Genomic DNA, 4,569 nt, shown 5'->3' with positions numbered 1-4,569 from the left:
TAATTCTAAAACTATCGTAAAGGTTATACGCCTCAAAGACGATAAGGGCAAAGTTGTATCAGAGTGCTCATTTATAAACGGCGATATTTACATGAAGGAACTCACAAATTATGAGTCACTGGAATACACATTAGGCGTTAATTTTGAAAAGGGCGATCTGGACTACGATCACGATTATGATGCTGATGACTATAAAAAGATAATGGAATACTTTGATATATTAAGCGAAGACATAAGTGAATATGAGAAAAACGGAAAGATAAGCGAAAAGTTCTCCGCTTTCCAGCTCGAACTCCTTGACTCCAATAACGATGGAAACATTAATTACGAAGATAGAGATTATTTTTCATCGAAGCTGTATTCATAATCTAAATGTACTTACTTTAATTTATCAGTAAAATAAAACTTAGTGCTGTTTAACCTAATAACAGCAAAATATAGGAATGGGATAGGAAAACTCACTTGTCCCATCAGTTTGTCAAAAAGCTCCTTTGCACGTGCAGAGGGGCTTTTTTAACAAGCTGGATAACTGTCATAAGAACAGTTATTTATTCAGTCGGGCATTCTTTAACTGTACATTTCTTGACTATTCCGGTCAAATTTTCAGAAAAATGTTGACATTAAAATTCCATCTTGCTACAATAAATATGCTGAATTAAACTTCGAACCAATATACAAAAAAGCTATCAGATATTTGGTAAAAAACGATAGCAAAAATTTTTTCAGAAAATATGTCCGCTAAGCGTTTTAAAAAACGATTATTATGATGAACATGTTCAAAGGGGTGAATAAGGAATATGACAGACATTCAGCTCAGGGAGCTTATGAAAGGTCCTTCTGAGGTGTGGCAACGTGCGCTATATGACGAATACTGCATCTATGTCTATACGATAGCTTCAAACAATCTTCGATCATGCGGAACTGCTGAGGATATCGAAGAATGTGTGGCTGATATATTCATTGACATATTCCGTTCACTTAAATCCGAAAAGGCCTACAGCGGTGACCTAAAATGGTTAATATCCACTATCGCAAAAAGAAGTTCTATCGATCTTTTCAGGCGGCTTTCGCTGAAAAGCAACAGGACAGTATCGATGGACGATGTCGCACCATTTTATGGAGCCTCAGAGAACGAGCTTGAAAGTACTTCTGAGCGCATGGAGCTGAAAGGGATACTCATGGACTGCGTGAAAAAGCTTGGAGATCCCGATTCATCTATCATAATTCGCCATTATTACTATGGCAGGTCATCGGTTGAAATAGCTTCGGAGCTAAATATAACAACAAGCTCGGTACAGAAAAGGATGCAGCGAGCAAGAAAGAAACTTAAAAACCTGCTGTTAAAAGCAGGCGTTGATGCGGAGTGGTGAAAATGAAGATAGAGGAATTGTTTGATGATAATATCCCTGAGTTCTCCGACAGTAAAGAGGATGGTTCTTCTGTTTTTACCGATGAAATCAGGGAAAGGATTTATTCGCGGATACAGCGCAAGCTTATATCTCAGCAGGACGAACGCACATACAATGACAGTGTTTCGGGTGTTGAAAGGTACAAAAGATCTGTATTCAGAAAGATTATCGATGTTTCTATTTCGATTGCAGCCGCCGCTGTTATTACCGTAAGCTCACTTTATTTCTACGGGAACAGAAATAATAATAACAAGAAAAAAACTGTTCTCAGTTCACTTGAGTATTCCGACCATGCCGCTATCGCAAAGCTCCTCACTGAGAATTTCATATCAACCTCGGATTATATCAACGGAGAAGTTGCAACAAAGGGTAGCGGAAGGTACTTTTCACAATACAGCTCACGTAATTCGGAATGGCAGGGAGAAGATACAGAGTATTATCTGATCGACGATGAACGCTTTGAAAGCTGTGAAGAAATATATGATTCTTTTCGTGCAGTGGTTACGAATGAGTATTTCGATACCCTGAAAGCAAACGGAGGCATATATCTCAGCATGGGCATAGATGAGGCAGTCAAAGGTAAGGATAATACAACTGCTCCTGTTCTAGTGGATTACAATGGCAGGCTTTATACCAAAGAGGAAAACGTATATGAGACCGCCGAAACTCCATCAGAGCCGAAGATACAGGACAATGAAAAATATGATTTCTCAGCCTGTATTGATGCGGACGGAGAATATGTATTTGATTACGCTTGGAACGGAACACAGTGGAAAATCAGCAATGTGAGAATTTCTTAAATACATGAAAGGACATAATATGAAAAAGATAATATCATTTTCAGCAGCAATTGTTATAATGCTGTCCGGAATATGCGCTACTTCATGCGGCAGACGAACAAAAGAAAATAATAATAAAGAAAACAGTAGCATATCAAGAAGCCTTTCCACGGAAGATATCTCTGAGTATGCCAGCCTTGGTTCAAAGGTAGATGTAAGCAATATTACCGGATACTATATTGCCGAGAAGGTGAATATGCCGGCTGACGTTGACTATATTTATTCGGTATGCGAAGCTGGTAATGATGAACTTCAGCTTATGTATTCGGTTAGGAACACGTACGAGAAAAAAGTATATCTCACAGACAGGGAGCTGAACGGTTTTTCCTTTATCAAAAGAGAGCTTCCCGAAGAAGTGCTTTCAGCTGATCATTATGAAATTAATGAAAGCGATACGGATACATATTCTGACGCCAGCGTTATCTATCTGATCGAAGATCATGGCGGAATGAAAATGCCTGAAGAATATGACGAGAATTATGATTATGATGCTTATTACGATAACTGCACTGCTTCATATCTTCTCGTTAATTACGCCGATAATAAGATAGTCAGCAGCTTCACCCTTGAGCTGCCCGAAGCCGACGGCTACGGAAGTGACGGTATAAATGACATTCTTGAATTTGACGATCATCTGCTTGTTGTATACGATAACAGGATATTGCTACGCATAAACAAGGCAGACGGCTATGTAACTCAGATAATGGAAACCAAAATAATTCATCATTGGTATCGGCCACTGGTTATTATGAAAGACTGCAACGGAGAGACTTATGCCATTCGCTTGAATGCTGATGAGTTTGACAGAGAGCATCAATATTTACCTGGTGAACAAACCGGCATGAAGTATGAACTTTGCAAGCTGGAAGGGGATTCACTGTCAGAACCGATCATGACCACTGAAGGAGATGAAGGATATCCTCAGAAAGGCTATGGGAAATATAAATTCCTTTTAAATAAAACAGATGCTTTATACGGCGTATGCGGCGACGGCAGCATGGAGGAAATAATCAACTGGGAGAATTCCAATCTTGATTTAATGGAGGTTTTTCCTTTAGGAAATGATGAATTTCTCGGCATAAAGGAAAAAGCAACAGCATACGGCAGCGAAAGCGAGTATTTTAAGCTTAAACCCGGTGACGTCTCGGCTCTTGCAGAAAAAAGCGAACTTACACTGGGAGTTGTCATGTACGATAAAGGAATTACAGATAAAATTGTAAAGGACTTTAATCTTAATAATGACAGATATCACATAAGAACTGTAGTGTATGGCGATCCGAATGAAGTAGTAGTCGACGAATATGAAAACAACAGCCATGAAGTGATCAGGAAAGCATTTTCAGAGCTCTGCGATGACATTCAGAACGGAAACGGCCCTGATATCGTTATGGGACTTGGTTACGGTGATTATCGAAAGCTTGCAAATAACGAAGCGCTTGCGGATATGGATCAGTTTCTCGATGGAAGAAACGGATATACACGTGATGATGTGTTCCCTGCAATCATTAAGTCAATGTCAGCAAAAGACGGAAAGATATACGGACTTCCGGGTTCATTTTACTGCGAATCCCTTATCGTAAAAAACAAATTCTGGGGCAAGCCCACATGGACTATGGACGAGATGCTGGAATTCTATGATAATGCACCGGATTTTGCTGTTCATATGTATGATGACACGGAAAGAGCATATATGTTTGCAGACATGATTAATTCTGCATACGGCGTTATAGACTATGATAAGGGAGAATGCCATTTTGACAGCGATGACTTCATAAAGAGGCTTAAATTTGCAAACCGCTTCCTGACATATGATGGAATGGGTCATTCTCAGGAATACCATAACGATAAGTTTACGTGGTTTGGGACTGACAGGACACTTGTTGTAAATGAGCAGGTAGATTCATGGATAAATATAGTAAAGGATCTTCAAGGCAACGGCGAAGAGATCAATATGGTAGGATACCCCACTGATAACAGTGAAAGAGGCGGCTTGATAAAGCCAGAGTATTTTTATAGCATTACATCTTCTTGTCAGGATAAGGACGGAGCATGGGAATTTGTTTCAAAAGTTCTTGAAAATGCTTATGGCGGTTATTCGTGCTTCAAGCCCAAAACCAAGAATACTCTTAATAGTGAGATAGGTGCCGAACATACGGTAAGTGGCATTTCTGTTCCCAGTTTTACAGCTGAACAGGCTGATATTCTGTATGATTATCTTTGCAAGTGTGATAATATAGCAGTTGAATACGATCATGATATGAGTACGGTTATCTATGAGGAAGCCGATAAGTATTTTGCAGGAGAGTGCTCGGCAGAGGATG

General features: G+C 39.4%; 4 protein-coding genes. All 4 read left to right on the top strand.

Annotated features, from left to right (window positions below; genetic code table 11):
* Positions 1–367: hypothetical protein (locus J6U00_RS10040; protein WP_296581490.1), on the top strand; the 367-nt coding region annotated here is incomplete at its 5' end.
* Positions 368–797: 430 nt separating this feature from the next.
* A complete protein-coding gene (locus tag J6U00_RS10035) occupies positions 798–1,370 on the top strand; it encodes a sigma-70 family RNA polymerase sigma factor (RefSeq protein ID WP_296581489.1) in 573 nt (190 codons plus the stop codon).
* Between the two features lie 2 nt (positions 1,371–1,372).
* The gene (locus tag J6U00_RS10030; RefSeq protein WP_296581488.1) at positions 1,373–2,209 is read left to right on the top strand and encodes a hypothetical protein; all 837 of its coding nucleotides are present in this window, start codon (positions 1,373–1,375) and stop codon (positions 2,207–2,209) included.
* Positions 2,210–2,228: 19 nt separating this feature from the next.
* On the top strand, positions 2,229–4,569 hold a 2,341-nt coding region (locus J6U00_RS10025), incomplete at its 3' end, for an extracellular solute-binding protein (protein WP_296581486.1).

Origin of the sequence: Ruminococcus sp., from assembly GCF_017650195.1 — a bacterium.
Classification (GTDB): Bacteria; Bacillota; Clostridia; order Oscillospirales; family Ruminococcaceae; genus Ruminococcus.
The sequence above is the reverse complement of the archived record's forward strand: the minus strand, read 5'-3'. Positions and strand labels throughout refer to the sequence as shown.